This window comes from Ruthenibacterium sp. (genome assembly GCF_017421385.1).
GTDB lineage: Bacteria > Bacillota > Clostridia > Oscillospirales > Ruminococcaceae > Ruthenibacterium > Ruthenibacterium lactatiformans.
In genome coordinates, this window is record NZ_JAFOIN010000081.1 from 102439 (window position 1) to 128037 (window position 25599).

General features: G+C 60.5%; 21 protein-coding genes and 1 pseudogene. 13 read left to right on the forward strand and 9 right to left on the reverse strand.

Annotation, left to right across the window (positions count from 1 at the left end; all coding sequences use genetic code 11):
* Positions 1-56: 56 nt before the first annotated feature.
* Together IIY41_RS09570 and IIY41_RS09580 are read left to right on the forward strand one after the other, a co-directional pair.
* Complete coding sequence (locus tag IIY41_RS09570) at positions 57-1646, forward strand: peptide chain release factor 3 (protein WP_050005177.1); 1590 nt, start codon at positions 57-59, stop codon at positions 1644-1646.
* A 797-nt stretch (positions 1647-2443) separates the two neighbouring features.
* The gene (locus IIY41_RS09580) at positions 2444-2911 is read left to right on the forward strand and encodes a DUF5684 domain-containing protein (RefSeq protein ID WP_009323977.1); all 468 of its coding nucleotides are present in this window, start codon (positions 2444-2446) and stop codon (positions 2909-2911) included.
* Between the two features lie 67 nt (positions 2912-2978).
* Here the strand turns inward: IIY41_RS09580 and aspS are convergent, their stop codons facing one another.
* A complete protein-coding gene (gene aspS / locus IIY41_RS09585; protein WP_055080500.1) occupies positions 2979-4769 on the reverse strand; it encodes an aspartate--tRNA ligase in 1791 nt (596 codons plus the stop codon).
* Positions 4770-4929: 160 nt separating this feature from the next.
* Positions 4930-6237 (reverse strand): DUF1015 domain-containing protein, encoded by a 1308-nt coding sequence (locus IIY41_RS09590; protein ID WP_287400505.1) that lies wholly within the window; start codon positions 6235-6237, stop codon positions 4930-4932.
* Between the two features lie 146 nt (positions 6238-6383).
* Between IIY41_RS09590 and IIY41_RS09595 the strand changes: the two genes are divergently transcribed.
* The 3 genes and pseudogenes from IIY41_RS09595 to IIY41_RS09605 form a co-directional block, all read left to right on the forward strand.
* A complete protein-coding gene (locus tag IIY41_RS09595) occupies positions 6384-7214 on the forward strand; it encodes a DMT family transporter (RefSeq protein ID WP_009324046.1) in 831 nt (276 codons plus the stop codon).
* Positions 7215-7558: 344 nt separating this feature from the next.
* Entirely contained in the window at positions 7559-8500 is a 942-nt protein-coding gene (locus IIY41_RS09600; protein ID WP_242853468.1) for a C39 family peptidase, read from the forward strand.
* A gap of 205 nt (positions 8501-8705) precedes the next feature.
* Positions 8706-9038: pseudogene (locus IIY41_RS09605) on the forward strand (helix-turn-helix domain-containing protein); the annotation flags it as partial.
* A 191-nt stretch (positions 9039-9229) separates the two neighbouring features.
* Here IIY41_RS09605 and IIY41_RS09610 read toward each other — a convergent pair.
* From IIY41_RS09610 to IIY41_RS09625, 4 genes are read right to left on the reverse strand one after another with little or no spacing between them, the layout of a single operon-like run.
* The gene (locus IIY41_RS09610; protein WP_173022138.1) at positions 9230-10618 is read right to left on the reverse strand and encodes an MATE family efflux transporter; all 1389 of its coding nucleotides are present in this window, start codon (positions 10616-10618) and stop codon (positions 9230-9232) included.
* Complete coding sequence (gene hisS / locus IIY41_RS09615; protein ID WP_287400507.1) at positions 10615-11862, reverse strand: histidine--tRNA ligase; 1248 nt, start codon at positions 11860-11862, stop codon at positions 10615-10617. The genes IIY41_RS09610 and hisS overlap by 4 nt, the downstream gene beginning before the upstream one ends.
* A 19-nt stretch (positions 11863-11881) precedes the next feature.
* Positions 11882-12712, reverse strand: coding sequence for a putative ABC transporter permease (locus IIY41_RS09620; protein ID WP_009324052.1), 831 nt, complete (start codon positions 12710-12712; stop codon positions 11882-11884).
* A gap of 18 nt (positions 12713-12730) precedes the next feature.
* Positions 12731-13270 carry a hypothetical protein gene (locus IIY41_RS09625; protein ID WP_055080231.1) on the reverse strand — a complete coding sequence of 180 codons (540 nt, stop codon included), beginning with the start codon at positions 13268-13270 and terminating at the stop codon, positions 12731-12733.
* 433 nt (positions 13271-13703) lie between these two features.
* Between IIY41_RS09625 and IIY41_RS09630 the strand changes: the two genes are divergently transcribed.
* The 4 genes from IIY41_RS09630 to IIY41_RS09645 all read left to right on the forward strand — a co-directional run bounded on the left by IIY41_RS09630 (position 13704) and on the right by IIY41_RS09645 (position 17783).
* On the forward strand, positions 13704-14939 hold the full coding sequence (locus tag IIY41_RS09630; RefSeq protein ID WP_009324054.1) for a DNA polymerase Y family protein: 1236 nt from the start codon (positions 13704-13706) through the stop codon (positions 14937-14939).
* A 66-nt stretch (positions 14940-15005) separates the two neighbouring features.
* The gene (locus IIY41_RS09635) at positions 15006-15287 is read left to right on the forward strand and encodes a Dabb family protein (protein ID WP_009324055.1); all 282 of its coding nucleotides are present in this window, start codon (positions 15006-15008) and stop codon (positions 15285-15287) included.
* Positions 15288-15534: 247 nt separating this feature from the next.
* Entirely contained in the window at positions 15535-17070 is a 1536-nt protein-coding gene (locus IIY41_RS09640) for a DUF1538 domain-containing protein (protein WP_055080229.1), read from the forward strand.
* Positions 17067-17783 carry a P-II family nitrogen regulator gene (locus IIY41_RS09645; protein WP_287400510.1) on the forward strand — a complete coding sequence of 239 codons (717 nt, stop codon included), beginning with the start codon at positions 17067-17069 and terminating at the stop codon, positions 17781-17783. Before IIY41_RS09640 ends, IIY41_RS09645 begins: the two co-directional genes overlap by 4 nt.
* A gap of 156 nt (positions 17784-17939) precedes the next feature.
* Here the strand turns inward: IIY41_RS09645 and IIY41_RS09650 are convergent, their stop codons facing one another.
* From IIY41_RS09650 to IIY41_RS09660, 3 genes are all read right to left on the reverse strand, one after another.
* Entirely contained in the window at positions 17940-18797 is an 858-nt protein-coding gene (locus tag IIY41_RS09650; RefSeq protein ID WP_009324058.1) for a CPBP family intramembrane glutamic endopeptidase, read from the reverse strand.
* Between the two features lie 142 nt (positions 18798-18939).
* On the reverse strand, positions 18940-19797 hold the full coding sequence (locus IIY41_RS09655) for an aldose epimerase family protein (RefSeq protein ID WP_050005184.1): 858 nt from the start codon (positions 19795-19797) through the stop codon (positions 18940-18942).
* A gap of 6 nt (positions 19798-19803) precedes the next feature.
* Positions 19804-20697 (reverse strand): helix-turn-helix domain-containing protein, encoded by an 894-nt coding sequence (locus IIY41_RS09660; protein WP_009324060.1) that lies wholly within the window; start codon positions 20695-20697, stop codon positions 19804-19806.
* 212 nt (positions 20698-20909) lie between these two features.
* Between IIY41_RS09660 and uxuA the strand changes: the two genes are divergently transcribed.
* From uxuA to IIY41_RS09680, 4 genes are all read left to right on the forward strand, one after another.
* Positions 20910-21956, forward strand: a complete 1047-nt coding sequence (uxuA, locus tag IIY41_RS09665) for a mannonate dehydratase (protein ID WP_009324061.1) — start codon at positions 20910-20912, stop codon at positions 21954-21956.
* A 205-nt stretch (positions 21957-22161) separates the two neighbouring features.
* Complete coding sequence (locus IIY41_RS09670) at positions 22162-23013, forward strand: SDR family oxidoreductase (protein WP_050005185.1); 852 nt, start codon at positions 22162-22164, stop codon at positions 23011-23013.
* 189 nt (positions 23014-23202) lie between these two features.
* On the forward strand, positions 23203-23988 hold the full coding sequence (locus IIY41_RS09675; RefSeq protein WP_155200801.1) for a hypothetical protein: 786 nt from the start codon (positions 23203-23205) through the stop codon (positions 23986-23988).
* Positions 23989-24012: 24 nt separating this feature from the next.
* Positions 24013-25467, forward strand: a complete 1455-nt coding sequence (locus IIY41_RS09680; RefSeq protein WP_287400514.1) for a putative bifunctional diguanylate cyclase/phosphodiesterase — start codon at positions 24013-24015, stop codon at positions 25465-25467.
* The last annotated feature ends 132 nt before the right edge of the window (positions 25468-25599 follow it).

Below are 25599 nucleotides of genomic sequence, written 5' to 3' on the forward strand. Positions count from 1 at the left end.
GAATATCATACAATAAATTGTATTTTCAACATGGATATCGGGTTTGGAGGATTTTTGTGGAAAACTTTATCGAACAGATCGATAAGCGCCGCACGTTCGCGATCATTTCGCACCCAGACGCGGGCAAGACGACGCTGACGGAAAAGCTGCTTTTGTACGGCGGCGCCATCCAGCAGGCGGGCATCGTGAAAGGCAAAAAGGGCGCGCGCGCCGCTGTGTCGGATTGGATGGAGATCGAAAAGCAGCGCGGCATCTCGGTGACCAGCTCTGTTCTGCAGTTCCGCTACAACGGTTATTGCGTCAACATCCTGGACACTCCGGGACATCAGGACTTTTCCGAGGATACCTACCGCACGCTGATGGCGGCGGACAGCGCGGTCATGGTCATCGACGCGGCCAAGGGCGTGGAGAACCAGACCAAAAAGCTGTTCAAGGTGTGTACCATGCGCGGCATCCCCATTTTCACTTTCATCAACAAGATGGACAGGGACGCGCAGAATCCCTTCGACCTTCTGGAGGAGATTGAACAGGTGCTGGGGATCGAAACATATCCCATGAACTGGCCCATCGGCTCAGGCAAGGAATTCAAGGGCGTGTATGACCGCAACAAAAAGGAGATCCTCGCTTTCCAGCATTCGGGCAAGGTGGGCCAGCAGCAAGCCGAAAAGATCGAGGCGCAGCTGGGCGACCCCGGCCTGGACGAACTGCTGACGAAGTCGCTGCACGACACTCTCAGCGAGGACATCGAGCTGTTGGACGGCGCGGCCTATGAATTCAATCTGGACAAGGTGCGCCACGGCATGCTGACGCCGGTGTTCTTTGGCTCGGCGCTCACGAACTTTGGGGTGGAGCCGTTCCTGGCGGATTTTCTGCGCCTTTCGCCCCCGCCCCTGCCGCGGGATTCCTCCGCCGGCCCCATCGACCCCAGACGGGAGGATTTTTCGGCATTCGTGTTCAAGATCCAGGCCAATATGAATAAGGCCCACCGGGACCGCATCGCCTTCATCCGCATCTGCAGCGGAAAGTTTGAACGCGGCATGGATGTGTTCCATGTGCAGGGGGGCAAAAAGGTAAAGCTGGCCCAGGGCACGCAGCTTATGGCCTCCGAGCGCGAGATCGTGGAGGAGGCTTATGCGGGCGACATCATCGGTGTGTTCGACCCGGGTATCTTTTCCATCGGTGATACGCTCACCACAGCCAAAACGCCGTTTGCTTTCGCAGGTATTCCCACCTTTGCGCCGGAGCATTTTTCCCGCGTCTCCCAAGTGGACACCATGAAGCGCAAGCAGTTTGTGAAGGGTATGGAACAAATTGCCCAGGAGGGCGCCATCCAGATCTTCAAGGAGCTGGGCGGCGGCATGGAAGAGGTCATCGTCGGCGTGGTGGGCGTACTGCAGTTCGAGGTGCTGGAGTACCGCCTTAAGAACGAATACAATGTGGATATCCGCATGCAGAATCTGCCGTACAGCTTTATCCGGTGGATCGAGAACGAGGACTGCGACCCCAAGGCGCTGAATCTTACCAGTGATACCCGCCGCGTAGAGGATTTCAAGGGCCGCAAGCTGCTGCTGTTTACCAATGCCTGGAGCATCACCTGGGCCGAGGAGCACAACAAGGAGCTTCGTCTTTCCGAGGTGGGACGCTGAGCGCCGGGCCCGCTTTGCAAATAGAATAGGCTCCCGTCCACAGCTGCAGGCGTTCCTGCGGCTGTTTTTTTATAAAAAATCATTCGCTGGGCGAGCGGTCCAAAAATGCTGATGCCGATAATGAAAAATCTCTGTAACAGGATAGGGAGTGAGGCCCGCCGACGGCACGAACTAAAAAACACAGGGAAGGCCATTCAGGTGAATGACGTAAATGGTTTATTGCATACGATTTGGAATTGCAAATATCACAATGTGTTTGCGCCAAAATAGCGCAGAAAAGTCATTTTCGGAGAGAAAGGGCGGGAGATAGAAGAAATGCTGCGGACATTGTGTAGCTGGAGGAAGACAGAGCAGGAGAGCAGCTGACGATGCTGAAGCAAGCCCGCTTGAGGGCAGACTGTTTTGTCCTTCCCGCGCAGAACGCCGCTGTGCCCTGACGTTGTTTACCAGTACAACAAAAAATGTGCGGCGTGCCGGTGGCGGTACGCTGTGCGTTTTTTGTTTCAGACAGTGAAAAAAGGACGTCCCGCCCACCGCTGTTCCGCCGTCGTACAGTACCAGCGTCTGTCCCGGCGCGGGCGGTTATCTCCCATGCGCATTCGGCTGTTCCTCCAGCGGCACTGCCGCTTTCGTATTTTCTGCAAGGTAATGCATTTCCGTGTCCTTATCAAAAGTTTTTGCCGCGTTGTTTCGGCTCTGTGAAAAATACAGAGAATTGCATTTTTTGTCTTTTTTATTATAATCCCCTTAGAAACGGACGGTTACCGTTTCCAATATAAAAAGTGGAGGAATCATGTATGTCTATGGATAACAGTATGATGGTGTTTTTCCTGAGCATGCTGGCCACATACTCGATCGTGGGGTTTGTGTGGTGGCTGCTCCATGTGGTTGCCGCATGGCGGATCTTTACCAAAGCCGGGGAAGCCGGCTGGAAATCCATCATCCCCATTTACAGCACCTACATCACCTATAAAATTTCCTGGAAGAAAAAGAATCTTTTCTGGGCCACTCTGGCGGCTACCGTTCTGGCTTTCGTGCTGTCTCCCTTCTCCATTCAGGCGGACGGCTCGATCAATTATGCCATGTTTTTCATCGCGATGCTGCTGCTGTTGTTTGCGTTCGTTGTCAACATCCTGCTTGTCGTGCGCAAGTGCCGTGCATTTGGCCATGGCGTGGGCTTTGCCATCGGCATGCTTTTCTTTGAGCCGATTTTTACGCTCATCCTCGGCTTCGGCAGCTCGGCTTATCTCGGCCCGCAGGATTGATGCCTTTTCAAATTACATACAAACGGCAAAAGGCCGCCGCGGGAACTCCCGCAGCGGCCTTTTGGTTTTATTCTTCCGTTTCGATGGGCGCATAAGCGATGGAAAGCTCACGCAGCTGCTTTTCCTCCACGGTCTCGGGGCAGCCGCTCATAGGCTCGCCCGCGTTCTGCACCTTTGGGAAGGCGATAACGTCGCGGATGGAATCCCGCTTCAGCATCAGCATCACCATGCGGTCGAAGCCGAAGGCCATACCGCCATGGGGCGGCGCGCCGTACTGGTAGGCGTCCATCAAAAATCCGAAGCTCTCCCGCGCGCGCTCCTCGCTGAAGCCCAGCGCCTTGAGCATGCGGTCCTGAACGGCCGGATCATTGATGCGGATGGAACCGCCGCCCAGCTCACAGCCGTTGAGCACCATGTCGTAGGCCAGCGCGCGCACGCTGCCCGGGTCGCTCTCTACTTTGTCCAGGTCCTCGGCCCGGGGCATTGTGAACGGATGGTGCATGGCCATCCAGCGGCCCTCTTCTTCAGAATATTCAAAGAACGGGAAATCCGTCACCCACAGGAAGTTGAATTTGTCCGGGTCGATGAGGCCGCACTTATTTGCCACGGCAAGGCGCAGCGCGCCCAGCGCTGCAAACACGGTGCTGTTTTTCGCATCGGCCACCACCAGCAGCACGTCGCCGGTCTCTGCGCCCGCCGCCTTGTGCAGCGCGGCCTTTTCCTCCTCGGAGAGGAACTTTTCAAAGCTGGAGGTCACGCCGTCCGCCGTCAGGCGCGTGTAGGCAAGGCCTTTGGCACCATAGGTTTTGGCCACGTCCACCAGCTTGTCGATCTCCTTGCGGGTGAGCGCGCCGGCAAGGCCCTTTGCGTTGATGAGGCGCACGCTGCCGCCCGCCTCAACGGCGGATTTAAACACTGCAAACCCGCTTTCCCGCAGCACATCCGTCACATCCTGCAGCTCCAACCCGAAGCGGGTGTCCGGCTTGTCGGAGCCGTAGCGGGCCATTGCCTCGCTGTACGGCATGCGCCGAAAAGGCGTTTCCACGTCCACGCCCAGCACTTCCCGGAACACGCGCTTTACAAGGCCTTCGTTCATGGCCATCACGTCGTCTTCTGTAACAAACGACATTTCCATGTCGATCTGCGTGAATTCGGGCTGGCGGTCGGCGCGCAGGTCTTCGTCGCGGAAGCAGCGGACGATCTGGTAATACCGGTCAAAGCCGGAGAGCATCAAAATCTGCTTGTAAAGCTGGGGCGACTGGGGCAGCGCGTAGAAATGCCCCGGCTGCACACGGCTGGGCACCAGATAATCCCGCGCGCCCTCGGGCGTGGATTTGATGAGCATAGGAGTCTCGATCTCCACAAAATGCTGCTCGTCGTAATAATCCCGCACCACCTTGGCAATTTTGGAGCGCACCACGATGGGCTCGTGCATGGAGGGGCGGCGCAGATCCAGATAGCGGTATTTCAGGCGCAGCTGGTCGTTGACATTGATGCCGTCGCGCACCTCAAAGGGAGTTGTCTGCGCGCCGCTGAGCACGCGCAGCTCGGTGACGAACAGTTCCACCTCGCCCGTAGGGATCTTGTCCGTTTTCGCCTCGCGCTCACGCAGCGTGCCCGCGGCAATAACGACATACTCGCTTTTCAGGCCGGAGGCCTTTTCAAACACGGCCCGGTCCGTGGAATCGTCAAAAATAAGCTGCAGGATGCCTGTGGTGTCCCGCAGGTCCGCAAAAATAACGCCGCCCTTGTCGCGGCATTTTGCGATGGAGCCGGCCACCGTCATCTGTGTGCCCGCGTCCCTGGCGCGCAGCGTCCCGCAATAGTGGGTACGGCGCAGGTTTCCCATTGTTTCCATAAAAATCATCCATTCCGCCGCTTCGCGTCGGCACAAATTCAAGAGCAGACCCCGGCGCCCCGCCACGCGAAGCAAAACTGGCGGGGCATTCGGCAAAGGCCACGCGATACAACGGCGCGGCGGCCTTTATCTATAACAGTATAGCGCGTCCGGCCGCAATTTACAATGTCTGCGGCGCGATTTGGCGGCATTCCAGGTAGTATCGCTTTTCCTCGGCATGGCCCATGGAAAACGTCTTCTTGGGCAGCACGCCGCCCAGCACGACGCCCCGGAACAGGTCGCTCTTGGCGAAATCCGGAAGGATGACGCCCACCGCGCCTGCCCGCGCCAGTGCGCGCACATTGTCCGCGCCGTGGATGTAATCCACCTTCGCGCCCGGGCGCTGCGCCAGAAATTCTGTCAAAAATGCGTCCAGCGTACCCACGGCCAGGGGCCAGGGCGCATTTTTCAGGCACTCCACACGCTCCGCCGTACCCGGCCCTGCACACGTTTCGTCCACAAAGCAAAAGGTCTGCTGCGCCCCGGCCATGCCGCAGGCATGCGCGCCGTGCCGCGCCGCGAACGACAAAAACGCGCCTGCCAGCTCCGTCATGGAAACGCCGAATACCGCGCGGTGGATGGGCTCGATGTCCAGCGCCGGGCTGTGGACATTCACCAGCTCCACCAGACACCAGCGGGCGGGATGGCTTTGCCGCGCGGCAGGCGGCAGGGCCGCCTTTATTTCCTCCCAGTGCGCCTTGGCCGTGGCAAGGGAATGGTTCCCGTCGCCCACGGCGACGGCCAGTGGCGGCCGGCCGGCCGCGTCCGGGTATTTTGCGTCGAACGCCGCCTGTGTGCCCAGCGCCGTTACGGCGTTTTCCACAACCGCAATGTCCGCAGCGTCCGTTACCGCCCAGCCTGCAATGTGCCCGCCGCCCAGCATCAGCTCCGTGTCGTACAGTTTTTCCAGCGCCGCCTTTTTTTTCGCGAACGGCTCCACCACGCCGCAGGCAGCGTCATCCAGCAGCATCATGATATGAGGCGTTTCCAGCGGCGCGCCCCGGCGCACGGCAAGGCGCGGCGGAATACGCTCCACAATGGTATTTTCGCTGGGACGCACCAGCGGTGCGGAGCCTTTTTCATAGCTGTAAGCCTCCAGGTCCACAGCGCCCACAAGGCCCTGCCGCACACCGCTTTGCGTCGCGCGTTCCACATATACAAAACCGTGGACACCGCGTGTGAGCACCCGGGCGCGGTAATCGGCCATGGCGGTGTGGATGGCCGCAATGCGACCGTCCACATCCGGGCTTTCCAGATATGCCTCCGGCAAGGTAATGTGCAATGTGCTGGGCGCGTTTTGAGTGAGCGCCTCGGCCTTCTGCCAGTATTCGGGCTGGCTTGTGAACTGGTCGCACGCCAGCGCGGGCCACAGGCCCATATCCGTTTGCGGTGCGGGCAGCAAAATATCCGCTGCGATAAATGGTTTCATTTTCGTCCCCTCCGTATATCAGACAACCCCTGCTTCATACCCTTGAATGGGCCGCCGCGCGCGGCGCCTGTTATCTTTTTATGATACGGCACAAACGCCCGCTTTGCAAGAGTGAAGCGGCGCATTTTTGCAAAGGGGGAAGCGGCATGAAACAGAAAAACGGCGCGTGGCTGCTGGCGCTGGCGGCGATGCTGTGCAGCATTGGCGGCGTGTGCATCAAGGGTGTGCCGTGGACGCCGCTGGCCATCAACGGCGCGCGCAACGCCATTGCGGCGTGCATCACGGGCGCGTTTTTGTGGCGGGCCGGGCGGCGCCTGCGCTGGAACGGAGCCGTGGCCTGCGGCGCGCTGAGCCTTGCGCTGACAACGAACCTGTATGTATTCGCCACCAAGCTGGCGGGCGCGGCCAACGCTATTTTGCTGATGTACACCGCGCCTATTTTTGTGCTTTTGTACCTGTGGCTGGCCAAGGGGCAGAAGCCGCCGCGCGCCGCCGTGGCCGCGTGCGTGCTGGTATTTGCAGGCATCGGCTGCTTTGTGGCGGACGGCCTTGCGGCGGGCACGCTGCTGGGAAACGCGCTGGGACTGGGCAGCGGCGTGGCTTATGCCGGAGTATTCCTGGTAAACACCGAGCCGGAAGGCGACGCGATGTCGTCTTATTTTCTGGGACAGGTGGCGGGCGCGCTGATCGGCCTTCCGTTCCTTTCGGGCGAGACGGATTTCAGCTTTGTCCCCATGGTATGTATCTTTGCGCTGGGTGTGTTCCAGCTTGGGCTTTCCTATGTCCTCATCGCCAGGGGCATCGCCACCACGCCGCCCATGACGGCCAGCCTGGTGACGGCCATCGAGCCCATCCTCACGCCTGTATGGGTGGCGCTTGCCTATGGCGAACGGCTTTCCGGCTTTTCGCTTGCCGGGGCGGTGCTGGTGCTTTGCAGCGTGGTATGGTTCAACACGCGCGGCAGAAAAGCGTTATGACCCGGCGGCCGACCTTCGAGACGCCGGGAAGAACAGCGGAAAACCCGCGTTCACGGGGCTTTTCTCATTCCGAGCCGGCAGCGGCAGGATTAAGGCAACACCGCACAATTCTAAGAGTCGAAGCGCGCCGGCCGGTTTTTTGGCAGGTTAAACAAAAAGCGCAGCGAATACTTTGTGTATTCGCGAGCATTTTTGTGACAGTTGCCGGAAAATCTGCAAGCGAGGCGACGCTTAAGGCTTCAGCCGTGAATTGTGCGGTGTTGCCTTAAGAAACTTGTAAGCTCTGCTCGAGCCTATTTTAAGATTTGTCCTCTATAATAGGCTCACAGAGAGGATGGTTTCCCGTGAACGAACGTTTTGAAAATGATCTTGCATGTTATCTGCACTATGACGACGCGCCCCGCCGCCCTGCCCGGGCACGCCGCCGCAAACGGGCGCGAAAGCACTGCGCGCGGCGCTTTTTTGCGCGCTGCTGCGGTGTGCTCTGCCTGTGCGCCGGGGTGGTGCTGCTGGCTCGGGTCTGGCCCGCGCTGGTTTCCGCCACACCTTACAGCGGCGCGGGAACGGGCGGCGCGTCCGCATCTGTGAGCCTGGGCGGCGAATGGGACGCCCAGACGCGCTTGGCCATCGAGACGCTGGCCGCGGCGCACCCCGAGGTGCAGCCCATGCTGGACGAGCCCTCCCGCTGGCCCGCCGACGTGGCCGCACTGCTGGCCCGCAATGAGGAAGCGCTTGGCTTTGTGCTGGCGTATCCCAGCCTTATAGACGCCGCGCCGCCCGCCAGGGTGGAGGAGGCCGTGCGCGGCAGCTTCCCCACGCTGCTGCAATGGGACGCGCGCTGGGGCTGCACGCCTTACGGAGGCAGTATCCTCGCCATCACGGGCTGCGGGCCGACAGCGCTCTCGGTGGTGGCCTGCGGCCTGACGGGGGACGCTTCTCTCACACCCGCAGCCATCGCCGCATGGGCGCAGCGCCAGGGGTATGCCGGCGCGGACGGCACCAGCTGGGAGCTGATGCGCAGCGGATGCGAGCACTTTGGCCTGTACGCGCAGGAGCTTTCACTCACGGAAGCCGCCGTGTTCGGCGCGCTGGAAGCAGGGCAGCCCATCATTTGCAGCATGCGCCCCGGCGATTTTACCACGGCGGGACATTTTATCGTGCTGACCGGCACGCAGGACGGGCTGCTGTGCGTCGTAGACCCCAACAGTCCCGCCCGCAGCGCATCCCTGTGGGAGTACAGCCGTTTGGAGCCGCAGATCAAAAATCTGTGGGCTTATACCGCATGAAGCAGGGCCGCCATAAAATTTACCGCATGAGTTTTTTAAACAATGATGTGAAAACGGCGAATCTGTAGGCGGACAGATCCACCGTTTTGCATTTGCCGTCCCACAACTCTCGGCCTGTGACCTGTACTTTTTCGGGTGAAAACGATATTCTTAGGGAGCGAAAGGAGACAGGGACTATGAATCAACAAAAACAGGTCATTTTTTAAAAACGCTGCGAAATGAAAAAGCTATCACGCAGGCGGAGCTTGCTGAGACGCGGGGCGTCTCCAACCGGAGTATTTCCCGTTGGGAAAACGGCACGACCATGCCGGATTTCGACCTGTTGATCGAGCTTGCAAAATACTATAAGGTCGAAGTCAGCGAGATATTGGATGGAGAAAGAAAAGGCGGGCGCACAGACGGCAGCGCAGAGGAATTGATGTTGAAAATTGCAGACTATAGCAATATCGAGCGGAAAGTTTTTTCGAGAAGAATGTGTGCCATGTTTGTTATGGCACTTGCCAGCATGGCTTTTTTTGCGGCGATGGACGTAGCGTAACTTGCGGAAACGGAGCCGTATGGAACCATTGTGGGCATTGCACGGGGATTTGTGGCCGGCACGTTTTTATACGCCAGCCGGTATATTTCAAAAATGGAAACCGTCAAAATGCGTTTGGCGAAAGAATCGCGGAAACTGAAGCAATAGGAAAGAACAAAGCCGCGGGCTATCCCCGCGGCTTTTCCATATCCTTATTTTTCCGCCACAGCACGTTCCGCCTGTTCCCACAGCTTCAGCCGCCGCAGGAATGAAAGCAAAAACGGAAGCGTCACCGCGAAAGTACACAGGTCGGCCGCGGGCTGGGCGAGCTGCACGCCCAAAAGCCCTATGAGCTGCGGCAGCAGCAGAATGAACGGCACAAAGAAAATGCCCTGGCGGCACAGCGACAGGAACGTCGCCTGCCCGGACTGCCCCGTCACCTGCAGCAGCATGTTCGTCACCGTAGAAACGCCGAACAGCGGCAGAACCACGCACTGCGCCCGCAGCGCCAGCGCGCCGATGGCGATGACCTCCGCGTCGTCCCGGCGGAACAGCGCCAACGCGCCCGGCGCGGCCAGAAAACCGGCCGCCGCCAGCACGCTCATCAGCACCGTGCCCACCAGTATTGTGAAATAAGTGGCCCCGCGCACCCGGTCGTACCGCTTTGCACCGAAATTGTAGCCCGCAACGGGCTGGAAGCCCTGCCCGAATCCCAGCATGAACGAGAACACGAACATGAAAATGCGTCCCACCACGCTCATGGCCGCGACGGCCGCGTCGCCGTAAACGGCGGCGTTCACGTTCAGCAGCACCGTGGCCACACTGGCCAGAGACTGGCGGCAGAAGGACGGCATGCCCGTTTTGATGATGCGCGCGTACACCTCCGCCTTGCGAGACACCTGCCCGATGTGCAGGCGCACCGCGCTTTTGCGGCGCAGAAAGCACGCTAGAAGAATGGCGAAGCTGACGCACTGGCTGAGCAGCGTGGCAATGGCCGCGCCCGCGATGCCAAGCCCGAACGCATAGATGAACAGCGGATCCAGCCCTATGTTCAGCACGCCGCCCAGGCCGATGCCCACCATGGCCAGCATGGCCTTGCCCTCGCCCCGCAGGATGTTGTTGAGCACGAAGGACGCGCACATGACCGGCGCGCCGAACAGGATGTAGCGCGCGTAATCCCGCGCATAGGGCAGAATGGTGGGCGTCGCACCCAGCACACGCATGAGCGGGTCCAGAAACAGCGTGCCCAGCACCGTGATGCCAAGGCCGAAGGCCAACGCCGTAAAAAATGCGGTGGACGCCGCACAGTCCGCCTGCCGCTGCTCTTTCGCACCCAGATAGCGGGAAACAAGATTGCCCGCGCCCATGCCCAGCATGAAGCCGATGGCCTGGATGACGGCCATCAGCGAAAACACGATGCCCACGGCGCCCGCCGCGCTGGTGCCCAGCTGCGCCACAAAAAACGTGTCGGCCATATTGTACACCGCCGTTACCAGCATGCTGATGATGGTGGGCACGGCCAGCGTAGCAACGAGCCTTGGGATGGGCGTCTGCGTCATTTTCCGGTATTGGGCGTCGCCCGCCCCGGCCGCAGCGCTCACGCGTTTTCCCCGAGCGGCTTTATCTCGGGATATTTTTCATAAAAGCACGCAGCCGCGCAGCCGCTCTGCTGCAAACGGTCCAGCTGTTTACCCACTTTTTTGGCCGCGGCCAGCACCGTCACCGCGTATTCTCCGCGCAGCGCCTCTGCCTTTTGCAGCACGTCCGCGAAATCCGCGTCCGCACCGTACAGCAGCGCAAGGCGCGGCTTTTCGTCCGGCACAGCGTAGCCCTGGTCCAGCAGGATGGAGCAGATGCGCTCAAACCCGATGGAAAAGCCCACTGCGGGCACCTTTTGCCCGAGGAACTTACCCACCATGTCGTCGTAGCGTCCGCCGCCCGCGATGGCGCCGGAAAACGCGGCGCACGTTACTTCGAACACCATCCCCGTGTAATAGCCCTGCCCGCGCACCAGCGGAGGCGTATACTCGACGGCATACCGGCCGCCGGACAGCCTGCCCACGGTATCCAACACATAACGCACCGAGCCGCCCAGGCTCTTGTCCGCGCACAGCGCGGATACATCATCCAGCGAGAATGCGCCTTTTTCCAAAAAGGCCTCCAGCGCCTGCACCGCCGCGGCGGGCATCGCCTTTTCCTCAAGCTCCGCCGCCACGCCCTGCGGGCCGACCTTATCCAGCTTGTCGAACGTGACGCACACGGTGTCCAGCGCCTGCGGCGCGAAGCCGAAGCTTTCGAGCATGCCGCGCAGCAGGCGGCGGTCGTTGATATGCACGGTGAAATCGGAAAAGCCGATGGCCAGCAGCGCGCGGGCCGTCACATCAATCAGCTCCACCTCGGCATTGGGGCTTTCGTCGCCCAGGATGTCGATGTCGCACTGCACGAATTCACGCAGGCGGCCCTTCTGTGGGCGCTCGGCACGGTACACCCGGTCTGTCTGGATGACCTTGAACGGCGCGGGGAGCTGCTCCCGGTTGGCCGCGTAGTATCGCGAGAGCGGCAGCGTCAGATCGTACCGCAGGCCCATGTCGGAAAGCTCTTTTTCGCTGCCGGAGGCCAGCGCCTTTTCCAGCTTGTCGCCGCGCTTGAGCACCTTGAAGATCAGGTTCAGGTTGTCGCCGCCGTCGCTTTTGTCCAGGTTCTCCATGTCTTCCATAATAGGCGTGGAGATGCGTTCGAAGCCCGCGGCGCGGTAGGTCTTTAAGATCTCGCCCTGCACATAGTCGCGGATGCGCTGCTCGCGCGGCAGGATGTCTTTCATGCCTTTCAACGGGGTGGTTTTCATGTGGGATAAAGCTCCTTCTTCACTTCTTTTTGCCGGTTACCTTTTCCGCCTGCGCGCGCAGAGCGGCATTTTTTTCCTCGACCCAGCTTTTCAGCTGCTCCAGCGCTTCATGCTCGGCCGGGCGCATGTTGGGGAACGCCTTCAAAAGGCGGCGGGCCACGGCGTTGCGGTGGTCCAGGATCTCCGCTTTGGCGATGTCGATGCGGGCGGCGGCGTCCAGCTTTGTTGCATCCAGCTTGCCGTCCACGGCCAGCGCCGTGTCGCCCAGGCCCTCGGCCAATCGGTCGCTGCCTGCGTGCAGCAGGCGCGCCACCTCGGCAATATGCCCAAGGTCGCGGTTCAGCTTGAGGATGCCGGCCACCGTCACCGCCAGGTCGCACGCAAAGGCTGCGCCTGCCGCACACAGCAGCACAATGCCCAGCGTGCGGGGCACGGCGCGCACCAGTGCCGCCACCGCGGGCTGGACGCCTTTCATAACGGCCACCACGGCCACGCCCCAGGCTAGGCTGAACTTCAGGCAGATATACCCTCCCAGGTTGAACGGGACGTCGCTGTAATCCCACCAGCTGGTGTGGAACACCTTTTTCAATATCCAGCCGGCCGCAAGCTCCAGCGCGCTGGTGAGCAGCGCGCCGCCCACGAAAAGCACCGGAAGGCTGTGGGCCAGCGGTGTCAGAGCCACCAGCACGATCACCATGCCGAAGCCGTAAATGGGGCACACCGGCCCGTTCAAAAAGCCGCGGTTGACGAATTGGCCCGTATTGATGGTACAGAAGCATACCTCAAGGCACCAGCCCAGCACCGAGTAGATGACAAAAAAGCACAGCAATTCGTAGATCGTATACGTCATTTGTTTTCTCCGCCGCGCTTATTCCGCGGGCAGCTCCGCTTCTGCTTCCGGCTCCGCCGCGGGGGCGTCGGCGGCTGCGGGCTGTATTTCCGGCTCTGCCGCGGGCGCTTTCTCCTCCTTCGGCTCTTCCTCGGACAGGCGCGTGCCGCACACCGCGCAGAACGCGTCGTGCTCACCACAGATGCGGCCGCAGCACGGGCAGACTTTCTCGTTGCGGCACACGGTGAGCTTGTCGGTGATGACGTCCATCTCCTGCTGTACCTGCTCCGCCGAGACCAGCAGCGCGTCGATGACCTGCTGCGGGGACTTTTCGCCCTCGTCGCTCATTACCGTATCTTTAACGGCACCCGTATGCATGAGGAACAGCATGCGGCCAATGTCGCTGAATACGTCCTCCTGCTCGTCGGACAGGCGGGCAAGCTCGATGTTCATCTTCACTTCATCATATTTTCCGGCAACGGCCTTTCCGGCGCTGTGCACCGCGGCCTTTGCCTCGTCGGCGGCCAGGGTGGCGGTGTTCACGATATTCTGCAGAATTTTATTCACATTGCTGTCCATGTCAAAAGCTCCTTTCAAATGCGGCTTTTACCTGTTTTTTCCACGGCGCGGGATGCGCCGTTATGTATTTTGTATTATACTACAAAATGTTATAATAAGCAAAAGGAACCTGGGCCGGCGCCGCACAATTCGGAGCGCGGGACCGCACAGGAAAATTTTGCGCCGCACGAAACAAAAACCGCAGTCCGCGTCTTGGGCGCAGGCTGTCCGGCTCCGGCCGCCGCGGTTTGTGTATTGACGGGGATTTTTGTGAAGCAGAGCGGAAAATTTACAAGCGGGGGCGGGGCGGCACAGCCGCAAAGACGCCGCCCGTGCCTTTGGCCGGACGCACGGCCCTGCGCCTGCGCAAGGCGGGCGCGCAAACGGACAGCTGCGTGCTGAAGGTGCCAGCTGTGAATCGTCCAGTACTGTTCCTGAGAGGAGGGCGGCGGATTTGCCGGAAGAACAGCGCGTGATCTTTCACTGCGACTGCAACAGCTTTTATGCCTCGGTAGAGCTGCTGCGCTACCCGGAGCTGCGCGGCGTGCCCGTGGCCGTATGCGGCAGCCCGGACGACCGCCATGGCATCATCCTGGCGAAAAACGAGCCCGCAAAGCGGTACGGCGTCCAGACGGCCGAAACCGTCTGGAGCGCGCTGCGCAAGTGCCCCGGCCTGAAGCTGCTGCCCCCGCACCACGGGCAGTACCGGGAGATGAGCCGTGCCGTCAACGCCATCTATGCCCGTTATACAGACCGTATAGAGCCGTTCGGAATCGACGAAAGCTGGCTGGACATGACGCAGACCTGGCGGCTGTTCGGCAGCTCTCCCGCCGGAGTGGCCGACGCCGTCCGCCGGGCCGTGAAGGCCGAGACCGGCCTCACCATCTCGGTGGGCGTCAGCTTCAACAAGGTATTTGCCAAGCTGGGGTCGGATTATAAAAAGCCGGACGCTGTGACGGTCATCGACACGGAAAATTTCCGGCGTATCGTGTGGCCGCTGCCCGTAAACACGCTGCTTTACGTGGGGCGCTCGGCACAAAACACACTGGCAGGGCTGGGCGTCCGGAACATCGGGCAGCTGGCCGCGGCGAAGGACGAGGACCTGCGCGCGGCGCTGGGCAAGCTGGGGCCGGAGCTGGGCGCCTACGCCAGAGGGGAGGAGAATTCTCCCGTGCGTACCGCGGACGAGCGTCCGGAGATAAAAAGCGTGGGAAACGGCCTGACGTTCAAGCGCAACCTGGTGGGCGAAGCCGACGTGCGCGCCGGGCTTTATGCGCTGGCGGACGAAGTGGCCACCCGCCTGCGCGCCCACGGCCTTTACGCTGCTGCCGTGCAGGTGCTCATCAAAAACCCGGACCTGAAAAGCATCTCCCGCCAGAAGCCGCTGCCCTGGCCCTCCCATCTGGCGCGAGAGATCGGCGGGGCGGCCCTGGAGCTGGTAAAAGCCAACTGGAGCCTGGACGCGCCCATCCGCATGCTCACGGTTACGGCGCTGAACCTGACGGACGGACGCGAGGGACACCAGCTCTCACTGCTGGAGCCGGAGCGTCCCCGGAACGAAAAACGGGAACGGCTGGAACAGAGCCTGGACGCCATCCGCAGAAAATACGGCAAGACCTCCATCGCCCCGGGCAACGTCATCAAAAACGATATTGGCCTGGAGGACATTGAAATCGAAGAAAAACCGTGATATGCTGTTGAAAACAAACGCTGCACGGGCAGTGTGCAATAATTATACTAAAAGGAGAAATAAAAAGTGGTTAAACATATCGTAATGTGGAACCTGACCGACAAGGACAAGGTGGCGGAGAACGGTGCCATCATGAAGCAAAAGCTGGAGGCACTGGTGGGCGTTGTGCCCGGACTGCTGCGCGCCGAGGTAGGCGTGGGCTTCAACGGCTACGACGTGGCGCTGTACACTGAGCTGGAGGACCGCGCGGCGCTGGCCGTATACGCGGACCATCCGGCCCACTGCAAGGTCAAGGAGTTCGTGCACAGCGTCATCTGCGAACGCGTGTGCTGTGATTACGAGGTATAAGGATCCGCCCTCACATCCGGCCCGCCGCAGTTTTGACCAGATGCGGTAAAAAACATAGAACGGATAAAATCCCCTGAATGCAGGACGACGCCTGCTGCGGGGGATTTTATGTTTTCGCTCCCGCGAACAAAGGGGAATTCCTACCGGTTTCATTATCTTTATACTTTCTTAACATCTTTCGCCCTTTCCTTATGATAATATTAATACATATGGTATTATTCCCGGACGCATGGAAAGGTGGCGAGATATGAACAAGAAACTGAAACTCAAGATCCACGAATCGCTGAGCGCGGTCATCCCGATCACCCTGATCGTACTGGCGCTGGGCATGACGGTGGTGCCCATGGAACTTTCCACGCTGATGCTGTTCCTGGCCGGGGCTGCGCTGCTCATTCTGGGCATGGGCTTTTTCACGCTGGGTGCGGACATGGCCATGATGCCCATCGGCGAGCAGGTGGGCACACAGCTCACGCGCTCAAAAAGGCTGTGGCTCATCGTTGCGGCCTGCTTTGTTATCGGCGTGATCATCACCGTGGCCGAGCCGGACCTGCAGGTACTGGCCCGCCAGACGCCCGCGGTGCCGGACCGCGTGCTCATCTTCACGGTGGCCGCCGGCGTGGGGTTCTTCCTGGTGGTGTCGTTCCTGCGCATCCTGTTCGGATGGAACCTTTCGTGGCTGCTCATCGGCTTCTACATTGTGGTATTCGCTCTGGCGGCGTTCGTGCCCGACGCGTTCCTGGCCGTGGCATTCGATTCCGGCGGCGTGACGACGGGCCCCATTACAGTGCCGTTCATCATGGCGCTGGGTCTGGGCCTGACAGCCGTGCGCGGCGACAAAAACGCCGAGAGCGACAGCTTCGGCCTTGTGGCGCTGTGCAGCATCGGGCCCATCCTTTCCGTGCTCATCCTGGGTATGATCTACAACCCCGAAGGGGCCGGCTATACGCCGCTGTCCATTCCGGACATTGCCAGCACGCGGGAGCTTTGGCTGGAATTCGGCCACGCCCTGCCGGATTACGCGAAAGAGGTCCTGCTGGCGCTGGCGCCCATCCTCGCGTTTTTCGTGGTGTTTCAGGTCTTCTTCCTGAAGCTGCGCCGCAAGGCTCTGGTAAAGATCCTGGTGGGCATGCTGTACACGCTGGTGGGGCTGACGCTGTTCCTGACGGGCGTGAACGTGGGCTTTATGCCCGCGGGCAACTACATCGGAAAGCAGCTGGCCGAGCTGCCTTATAACTGGGTGCTTGTGCCGCTGGGCATGCTCATCGGCTATTATATCGTCAAGGCTGAGCCGGCTGTGCTGGTGCTGAACAAGCAGGTGGAGGAGATCACCGGCGGCGCCATCTCGCAGAAGGTGATGATGGCAGGGCTTTCCATCGGCATGTCGGTATCTTTGGGGCTTTCGATGGTACGCGTGCTGACGGGCGTTTCTCTGCTGTGGTTCCTGGTGCCGGGCTATGCGCTTGCGCTCGGCCTCAGCTTTCTTGTGCCCAAGATCTTTACAGCCATTGCCTTCGATTCCGGCGGCGTGGCCTCCGGCCCCATGACGGCCACGTTTCTGCTGCCCTTTGCCATGGGCGCGTGCGAGGCCGTGGGGGGCAATATTCTGACAGACGCCTTCGGCATCGTGGCCATGGTCGCCATGACGCCGCTCATCACCATCCAGATCATCGGCCTTGTGTACCAGTTCAAGACGCGCCGTGCGCCGGCAGCGGCCGAAGTGCACGCGGTGCAGGACGAGGAGATCATCGAATTCGGCGTATCGGCCGGGGAGGACGCAACATGACAGATTTCATTTCACCCGTGCGCTGCATGGTGACCATCGTGGACCGCGGCAAGGGCGACCGCGTAGTGGACCTTTGCCGGGCACGGCACGTGGCCGTGCAGCTGGTGATGCTGGGGCACGGCACCGCCAGCGCCGAGGTGATGGATTACCTTGGGCTGGACGAGCCGGAGAAGGACATTGTGCTCAGCCTTGTGCCGGGTGCTCTGGTGGCGCCGCTGCTGGCGGACCTGACGCTGGCGCTTGGCTTTTCCCGGCCGGGTAAGGGGATTGCATTCACCGTACCGCTTTCCGGCATCAGCGCGGCGGCAAACCGCCAAACAGACGGCGGCCGGGTGCGCGCCGAGATCAACGTGGAAAGGGAGGTTCCCCCGATGACGGAAAACAACCAGTTCGAGCTTATCATCTCCGTGGTGGAGCACGGCATGGCGGACGACGTGATGGCCGCGGCCAAGACGGCGGGCGCACGCGGCGGCACTGTGGCGCGTGCGCGCGGCCTGAGCCGCGAGGAAGCCGAAAAATTCCTGCACATCACCATCCAGCCGGAAAAAGACGTAGTGCTTATCCTGACGGCCGCTGCCCAAAAGCAGTCCATCATGAAGGCCATCTGCAACGAGGCGTTCGCCCGTACGGGCGAACGCGGCATCGCGTTCAGCGTGCCTGTCAGCGATGTGACAGGCCTGGACCTGGCCAGGCTGGCCGGGCAGGCCGAATAAAGGCGCGCCGCATTCCCGCGGAGCGGCGGGTGTTTTCCTTCGCTCCGGACAAATAGCCAAGAGCCGTCCCGGCAGTGTGTGCCGGGACGGTTGTTTTTTTGCCACTTGGCCCGCAGCCACTCCCCGGCTGAAGGGCAAGCCCGGGCCGGGCGCTGTTCACGCAGTGTGTGCAAACGCCTTGCTCCGCTTCAGCCGCACCAGCGCCAGCGCGCTGAAGCCCAGATAGACCGCAATGGAGGGAAGAGACGCTTCCACGCCGAAATCACCGCCCGTTACCAGCGGAGAAGCGGAGTCCAGCACATAATTGAGCAGCGCATATCCGTCGGGCTCCGGGCCGATGTGCAGCACGCCGCCGATCATTACCATATTCCATACGGCGTGCATGGCTGCGCCGCACCACACCGTGCCGCTCTCATAAGCCACCAGCGAGAACAGCACGCCCACCGCAGTGCCCGCCGCAAGAAGCTGCAGTATGCCCGCAAAGCTCAGCTCCCGCCCCAGGACGTGCAGCAGGGCAAACGCCAGGGAGGGGCCGAGCACCGCAGCCGTTTTGTTCCAGCGGCGCTCAACGGCCGTCATCAGAACGCCGCGGAACACGGCCTCCTCGACGATGCCCGTGCCCGCGCCGAAGAAAAATACCGCGCCCGCCGCCACCGCCGCGGCGTCCTCCGCAGACCCAGCCTGCCAATGTCCCGGTTGACACAGCAGCGCGCCCGCCGCCAGCGCGGGCATCAGCACCGCGCTCGCCGCCCAGACAGGGCGCAGCCGCACTGGTGCAAGACGGCATTCCTCCGGCGTCACGCGCAGGCCCTTTCCGCACAGCAGCAAAAGCCCCGCCACCCCCAGCGCCGCATACAGCACGCCGGCCAGTACATTGCCCAGCCACACCGGTGCGCCCACCATCAGCGGCAAGCTTGCCAGAAGCTGCGCGCCCAGCTGCGCCGCCGCCAGAATCACCAGCGCCAGAAGCCCCAGCGCCGCCCGCCCGTTTGAAAATTTTCCCGTTTGTTCCATCCGTTCCGCTCCCTTTCGTGTTCTGCTGACGAAACGACGGCGGCGGCGCGGTTTCTTCAGCGGGCCGCCGATGCATAAAGCAGCAGCCGCGTGCCGAAATACACTTCCGGCATGCGGCTGCTGCTTTGCAAACGGTATCGCCTTAAATTTCAATACTCATAACGGCGCTCAGTGCGTTGCCCGGGGCCAGCGTCTCGTGTTCCGGGGTGGTAAGGCTGCCGGGGAATCCGTTCCACGGCTCCATACACACGAAGCCCAGCGGGCACTGGCTCCACAGCACGGCGTTTTTAAAGTTCCCGTCAAACTTCACGGTGACGGTGTGGCCCAGCTCTTTGTCTGTAAAGCGCATGGGGCTCTGCACGCCCTTGTAATAGCGGGTGGTCTGCTCGTCGTCATAGGGGAAATCCACGCCTTCAAACGGCGTGTCTCTGCCCGTGTCCGGGTCGGCCGTCAGGCCGGCTTTGATATCCCACTCCAGGTTGCGCACATCGGAAACACGGAAATAGGGGTGGAAACCGAAGGAGAACGGCATGTCCGTGCTGCCGGTATTCTCATAGGTCTGCTCAAAGCGCAGCTCGCCGCCCCTGAGCACATACCGGATGGTAACGCTGAACGCAAAAGGATAGCTTTCCCGCGTTTCGGCGTTGTCCGTGACGCGCACGGTGACGGATGCGCCGTCCGTCTCGCCCGTCTCCACCACCTGCCAGGGCATGGAGTGGACGATGCCGTGGATGATCATAGGATAGCTTTTGCCGCCGAAGGTGTTCGCGTCCTGCGGCGCGCGCCCGCACATGGGAAACAGCACGGGCATGGCGCAGCGCGGGCGCTCCGGCTGAGAGAAGTTCGGCTCCCGCAGCCAGGAATATTCATCTCCGTTTTTGGTGAAGCTCGTCACCATGCCGCCCTTTTCGGGCACGACGGTGGCGGTGGTGCCGGCGCCGGTATCGGCCAGGACATAGGCTGTATACGCGCCCTGAGTGGTTTTTGTCACAGTAAACATTTTGCGTCAACCTCCAAATGTATTTTCATTTCCAGCCCGGCCCAGAAACTGTTTCGGGCTGATATGATATTCCGCTTTGAACGCCCGGTAAAAATTGGCGTAATCCCCAAAGCCGCAATGGCCGTATACGTCCGTGGGCGCCACGCCGTTCGCCAGCATCTGTTTTGCGATGACAAGGCGCTTCTGGATGATGTACCGGTATACGCTGGTACCCACCAGGCGGTGGAATTCGTGGGAAAGATGGTATTTGCTGATAAAAAATTTTGCGGAGAGCAGGTCTAACGACAGCTCATCCGGGTAATGCTCGTTGATATAGTGCAGCACCTCGGCCACGACAGGGCCCGCCTTGTCCTCCACCTCGTGGCGGGCCGGGGCCGCCAGCGCAAAGCGGTTCAGCCCGGCCAAAAGCTGCAGCAGGCACGCCCGCGCCACCACATCGCTGCCATAGGCCGCGGCCTGCGCACCCTCACTCTCCGCCGCGAGGCGTTCCATCAGCGTCTGGCTCTCCGCCCGCTGGGCAGGCGGCAGGCGCAGCAGATTGGTGTGGCCGGGCGCGCTTGCGTCAAAGCAGCGCGTCAAGCTCGTCTGGGGGGTGCTGAGCTGTTCCAGATACCGCTTGTCCAGCCAGAGCACCATCCGCTCATAGGGGCCGTGGTCCTTCGCGATGCGGGGCTGGTGCAGCTCCATGGGGCCGATGAGCAGGATGTCGCCGGGCAGCAGGCGGTAGATGCGGCTCTCGATGCTGTATTCCACACTGCCGTTCAGAAACAGGTAGATCTCGTAAAAATCATGATGGTGCAGCGAGACCTCGCCCAGCTCGGAATCGCAGTAGCGGAAGATCTCGTATCCGGGGCGCAGCATGTGCTGGCGCTGCGTAAAATTCTGTGCCTTGCCCGCCAACCGGCAGCCCTCCTTCCGCACCGCATATGGACGGTGCCGCCGCTGTCCCCCAGCGGTCCTTTGCTTTTAGTTTAAGACAAGTTTCGCAATGCGTCAAGCAATAATAACAATTTTTATTGTAAATCCGTATGGTACACTAAAAGTATCAAAATGCCGCGTTCTGCGGCTTTGCGCACCCCAGTGTATCGAAAACAAAACGGGAGGTTTTTTCTATGAAAATGTCATTCCGCTGGTATGGCGAATCCGACCCCATTTCTCTGGAGTACATCTCGCAGATCCCGGGCATGCACAGCATCGTTTCCGCTGTGTACGATGTGAAGCCCGGCGAGGTGTGGCCCGAGGAGAGCCTGGCCAAGATGAAGGCCCAGTGCGAGGCCCACGGCCTTGTGTTCGATGTTGTCGAAAGCATCCCCGTGCACGAGGACATCAAACTCGGCCGCAACAATGTGGACGAGCTGCTGGACGTGTACTGCGAAAACATCCGCCGCTGCGCCAAGTACGGTGTAAAGTGCGTCACGTATAATTTTATGCCCGTGTTCGACTGGACGCGCACGCAGCTGGACAAAAAGGCGCCGGACGGCTCCACCAGCCTGGTGATGTACTGGGACCAGATGAACGGCCTTGACCCGCTGAAGGACGACATCCATCTGCCCGGCTGGGATTCCAGCTACTCCCAGGAGGAGGTGCGCGAACTCATCAACGCCTACGGCGCCATCGGTGAGGAAGGCCTGTGGAAAAACCTTGAGAAATTCCTCAAGAAGGTCATTCCCGTGGCCGAGGAGTGCGGCGTTGTGATGGCCATTCATCCGGACGACCCACCCTATCCCATCTTCGGCCTGCCCCGCATCATCACCTGCGAGGAAAACCTGGACCGCTTCCTGGCTCTGGTGGACAGCCCCGCAAACAGCCTGTGCCTGTGCACCGGAAGCCTGGGCTGCGCCAAATCCAACGACGTGGCCAAGATGGTGCGCAAATACAGCGCCATGGGCCGCATCGGTTTCATGCACATCCGCAACGTCAAGATCATGGACGACGGCAGCTTTGAGGAGCGCGCTCATCTGTCCGGCTGCGGCAGCCTGGATATCTACGAGATCGTTAAGGCGCTGGTGGAGACGGGCTTCGACGGTTATGTCCGCCCGGATCACGGCCGCATGATCTGGGGCGAGACGGGCAAGCCCGGCTACGGCCTGTTTGACCGCGCCCTTGGGGCCACTTATATCAACGGCTTGTTTGAAGCCTGCGAGAAGGACCGCAAATAAGGCGGCTTCTTCGGATGTTTTCCGGCCCGGCGGGGCTTGCACTCCCGCCGAACCGGCGTACAGGCCGCGCGGCCCGCTGCGCCAGCAGGTTGTCTGGAGCCTGCGGAATGGGCCGCAGGAAACCCGCAGCTTTTGCTGATTCCGCCAAAACGCCGGGCGGCCGCATGCCGCCCGCCATTTGAATTTTGAAAGGAGCGTCATTCCCATGAACAAAAATGTACTGGATACCGATCTTTCCGGCAAAGTTGCCGTTGTCACCGGTGCGGGCGGCGTGCTGTGCAGCGCGTTTGCCAAAACGCTGGCCCGCGCGGGCGCGAAGGTCGCCCTGCTGGACCTGAACGAGGAAGCCGCGCAGAGCTTCGCGGATGAGATCACCGCCGAGGGCGGCGTTGCCAAGGCTTACAAGTGCAACGTGCTGGACAAGGCCGTCTGCTATGAAGTGGCGGACGCCGTGGAAAAGGACTTTGGCAAATGCGATATTCTGGTGAACGGCGCGGGCGGCAATAATCCGCGAGCCACCACCGATAAGGAATATTTTGAAGAAGGCGACATCGACGCCGACACCAAAAGCTTCTTTGACCTGGACGCTTCCGGCGTGGAGTTCGTGTTCAACCTCAACTTCCTGGGTACGCTGATCCCGACGCAGGCGTTCGCGCGCCAGATGGTGGGCCGCGAGGGCTGCAACATCATCAACATCAGCAGCATGAACGCCTACACTCCGCTCACGAAGATCCCGGCGTACTCCGGTGCGAAGGCCGCCATTTCCAACTTCACCCAGTGGCTGGCCGTTCACTTCTCCAAAGTGGGCATCCGCTGCAACGCCATCGCTCCGGGCTTCTTCTCCACCAAGCAGAACGCCGCTCTGCTGTGGAACGCGGACGGCACGCCCACGGCGCGCACCGGCAAGATCCTTGCCGCCACCCCGATGGGCCGCTTCGGTGAAAGCGAGGAGCTGGACGGCGCGCTGCTGTTCCTTTTGAACAACAAGGCAGCCTCCTTCATCACGGGTGTCGTCATCCCCATCGACGGCGGTTTCTCCGCCTATTCCGGCGTCTGAGTCCGGCTGGTTATTTTTGCAGCGCCAGTGCAGTTTATTTCTGCGCTGGTGCTGCTTTTTACTTTTTCTATATAAAAAAGCTGCCAATTGCTTGTCTTTTTGACTGAAATATTATACAGTTATAGTATATTCGGCGCTGCGCCGCTGCTGTATATTTCAGGCCGTGCGGCCAAAGGAGGGTTCACGATTATGGGGCGTCAGAGCATGCCTGTCCGGCACAATTCCCGTAATTGGCTCCGCCGTTCGCTTTATGGCCTGCTGATCGTATTCCTGGCGGTGCTCATCGCCGCCGTGTGCATCTTCTCTGTGGTAAACGCCAACGGCCTGCAGACTGCCGTGGACCGTAGAACAAAGGCCTATGTGAGCGATGTGACTTTCCAGATGGCTCAGAATATCGACGCACAGCTTGCCAATGTGATGCAGACGCTGGAAATGTTAACGGACAGCCTTGTGCGGATAGACGGAGCTGAGCATCGCATGGATTTTTTAAAGCAGAGAGCACAGATGCTTGGTTTTACGCAGCTTGTTTTGTGCGATGTAGAGGGGGAGGGCATCTGCACCGATGCTTCCACGCATAATTTCAGCGGCCTGCCGGGCTTCGAGGCTTCCGCGGCAGGGGAACGCGGCGTTTCCTTTCTGGAAAACCAGCGCATCCTTTATACCGTTCCCATCGTCTACGAGGGAAGCATTTTCGGCGTTTTGGCCGGAGAGCGCGACAAAGCCAACATGCAGGCACTGATCGCGACCGACGGCTTTGACGGCAACAGCGTTTCCTGTATTATTGACCGCGACAGCAACGTAGTCATCTCTCCCACAAACCTGGACTTTTTCTTCGCCCTGGACGACCTGTTTGTCGCAAACAAGGATCCGGAGCTGGCCTCTGCCGTAAGAGAGATGCAGGCCAATATGCAGGCAAATGTGAGCGGAGTAATCGTATTTACCACCCCGGACGGCGTGGACGTGATCATGTCCTAAGATCCATTGGAAACGTTTGACTGGGTGCTTCTCACAATCCTGCCCGCCGACATCATCTCCCATGATACCGATGCATACATCCAGCATACCTTCCGGCTCAGTACCGCGGTCATCGTACTGTTTTCGCTGATCCTGGCCGTTATGTGCGGCATCTATTACAGCCACCGCCGCCAGCTGGAGCACATCGCCTTTGTGGACCCGGTGACGGGCGGCATGAACAACGCGCGCTTTCAGTATTCCTGCCGCCGTGTTCTGGATGGCGCAAAGCTTGGCGCCTTCACCGTTGTTTCGCTGAACCTGATGGACTACCGCCTCATCAATGAGATTTTCGGCCCCAAAGAGGGCAACGATACGCTGCGCCATGTGATGCAGGTGCTGGGACGCCATATCCGGCCGGACGAGGCCGCCGCGCGCGGTGAGGCCGGACACTTTTTCCTGTGCCTGCACGAGCACCGGGAGGACGCCGTCATTGCCCGGCTGGAGGAAATACGCGCCGACGTCAACGCTTTCAACGCCCAGCGGGAGACGCCCTATTATCTGACGCTGCCGGCGGGCGCCTACCTTGTACAGGAGCCAGGGCTCGATATCACTGTAATGCAGGACCGCGCGGACGCCGCCCGCAAAAGCAAGCCTGCGGAGAACGGGCGCTGCGCGTTCTACGACGCGGGCATCACCGCGCGGATGCATCTTGAAAAGGAGCTTGTCAACCTGCTGGACAGCTCGCTGGCAAACCGGGACTTCAAGGTGTATTACCAGCCGAAGGTCCGTCTGCGGGACGGGCAGGTAGCCAGCGCCGAAGCACTGGTGCGCTGGCAGCATCCGCAGAAGGGGTTTATCTACCCTTCGGATTTTATCCCTGTGTTCGAGCGCAGCGGCGACATTTGCCGGCTGGATTTGTATGTGTTCGAGGAGGTCTGCGCCATGCTTGCGGGCCGCCTGGCGCAAGGCGCGCCGGTGTTTCCCGTCGCGGTGAACCTCTCGCGCCGGCATTTCCAGACAACGGATTTTCTGCAGCGGTTTGCGGATATCCGGGACCAGTACCAGATCCCCGGCGGCCTGATCGAGCTGGAGCTGACGGAATCTATCTTTTTCACTGTCGGCGATATCCTGAACGTAAAAGAGGCCATCCGGCGCATGCATGAGCTTGGCTTCCTTTGCTCGCTGGACGATTTCGGCGCCGGGTTCTCGTCGCTGGGGCTGCTCAAGTCCTTCATGGTGGATTCCGTGAAGTTGGACCGCAGCTTTTTCCTGGACGATTCCCAGCGCGCCCACGACGTGGTGGAATCCATCGTGGAGCTTGCCCGCAAGCTGGGCATTGAGACGGTGGCCGAGGGCATTGAAGCGCCGGAACAGGTGGATTTTCTGCGCAGCATAGGCTGCGACCTGGTGCAGGGTTACGTTTATGCGCGCCCTATGCCCGCCGAAGAACTGGAAGCGTGGATGCGCGCGCGGCACGGCGGCGAAGTCACGCAGGTCTGATCCCTTTCAAAACAAAGCGCCCCAGCACACACATGTGCCGGGGCGCTTTTGTTGAGTAAGGAAACCACCGGCTATGCCGATGGAGGAACCCCGTAAAAAGGCTTTAGCGTCAAGCGTCGAGTGAAGCGATCG

Bases quoted from the DNA above. Each gene is read 5' to 3' on its own strand.
- IIY41_RS09580 (WP_009323977.1), top strand. From the start codon at position 2,444: ATGTCTATGGATAACAGTATGATGGTGTTTTTCCTGAGCATGCTGGCC.
- aspS (WP_055080500.1), bottom strand. From the start codon at position 4,769: ATGGAAACAATGGGAAACCTGCGCCGTACCCACTATTGCGGGACGCTG.
- IIY41_RS09590 (WP_287400505.1), bottom strand. From the start codon at position 6,237: ATGAAACCATTTATCGCAGCGGATATTTTGCTGCCCGCACCGCAAACG.
- IIY41_RS09595 (WP_009324046.1), top strand. From the start codon at position 6,384: ATGAAACAGAAAAACGGCGCGTGGCTGCTGGCGCTGGCGGCGATGCTG.
- hisS (WP_287400507.1), bottom strand. From the start codon at position 11,862: ATGAAAACCACCCCGTTGAAAGGCATGAAAGACATCCTGCCGCGCGAG.
- IIY41_RS09620 (WP_009324052.1), bottom strand. From the start codon at position 12,712: ATGACGTATACGATCTACGAATTGCTGTGCTTTTTTGTCATCTACTCG.
- IIY41_RS09625 (WP_055080231.1), bottom strand. From the start codon at position 13,270: ATGGACAGCAATGTGAATAAAATTCTGCAGAATATCGTGAACACCGCC.
- IIY41_RS09640 (WP_055080229.1), top strand. From the start codon at position 15,535: ATGAACAAGAAACTGAAACTCAAGATCCACGAATCGCTGAGCGCGGTC.
- IIY41_RS09645 (WP_287400510.1), top strand. From the start codon at position 17,067: ATGACAGATTTCATTTCACCCGTGCGCTGCATGGTGACCATCGTGGAC.
- IIY41_RS09650 (WP_009324058.1), bottom strand. From the start codon at position 18,797: ATGGAACAAACGGGAAAATTTTCAAACGGGCGGGCGGCGCTGGGGCTT.
- IIY41_RS09655 (WP_050005184.1), bottom strand. From the start codon at position 19,797: ATGTTTACTGTGACAAAAACCACTCAGGGCGCGTATACAGCCTATGTC.
- uxuA (WP_009324061.1), top strand. From the start codon at position 20,910: ATGAAAATGTCATTCCGCTGGTATGGCGAATCCGACCCCATTTCTCTG.
- IIY41_RS09670 (WP_050005185.1), top strand. From the start codon at position 22,162: ATGAACAAAAATGTACTGGATACCGATCTTTCCGGCAAAGTTGCCGTT.
- IIY41_RS09675 (WP_155200801.1), top strand. From the start codon at position 23,203: ATGGGGCGTCAGAGCATGCCTGTCCGGCACAATTCCCGTAATTGGCTC.